The organism is Pseudomonas sp. BJa5 (assembly GCF_030272875.2).
Lineage (GTDB): Bacteria > Pseudomonadota > Gammaproteobacteria > Pseudomonadales > Pseudomonadaceae > Aquipseudomonas.
This window is the reverse complement of sequence record NZ_JALRNG020000231.1, coordinates 1-235: the sequence shown is the minus strand read 5'-3', so window position 1 is coordinate 235 and position 235 is coordinate 1. Positions and strand designations below refer to the sequence as shown.

Here is a 235-nt window from a genome sequence, read left to right as displayed (position 1 = left end):
GCAAGTTTGTGTTCTCCACCAGCGAAGCGTACCTGATCGAGGACGGCAATATTACTGCCCCGGTCAAGGGCTCGACCCTGATCGGAAACGGGCCGGAGGCCATGAGCCGGGTATCGATGGTGGGTAACGACCTGTCCCTGGACAGTTGCGTCGGCACTTGCGGCTAGGATGGTCAGTCGGTGCCGGTGGGCGTTGGCCAACCGACCTTGAAGATCGATTCGATCACCGTGGGTGG

At 60.9% G+C, this 235-nt stretch carries 1 pseudogene; it reads left to right on the top strand.

What is annotated here, in order from left to right:
* Positions 1–235 (top strand): annotated as a pseudogene (locus M2D63_RS26135) (metallopeptidase TldD-related protein); the annotation flags it as partial.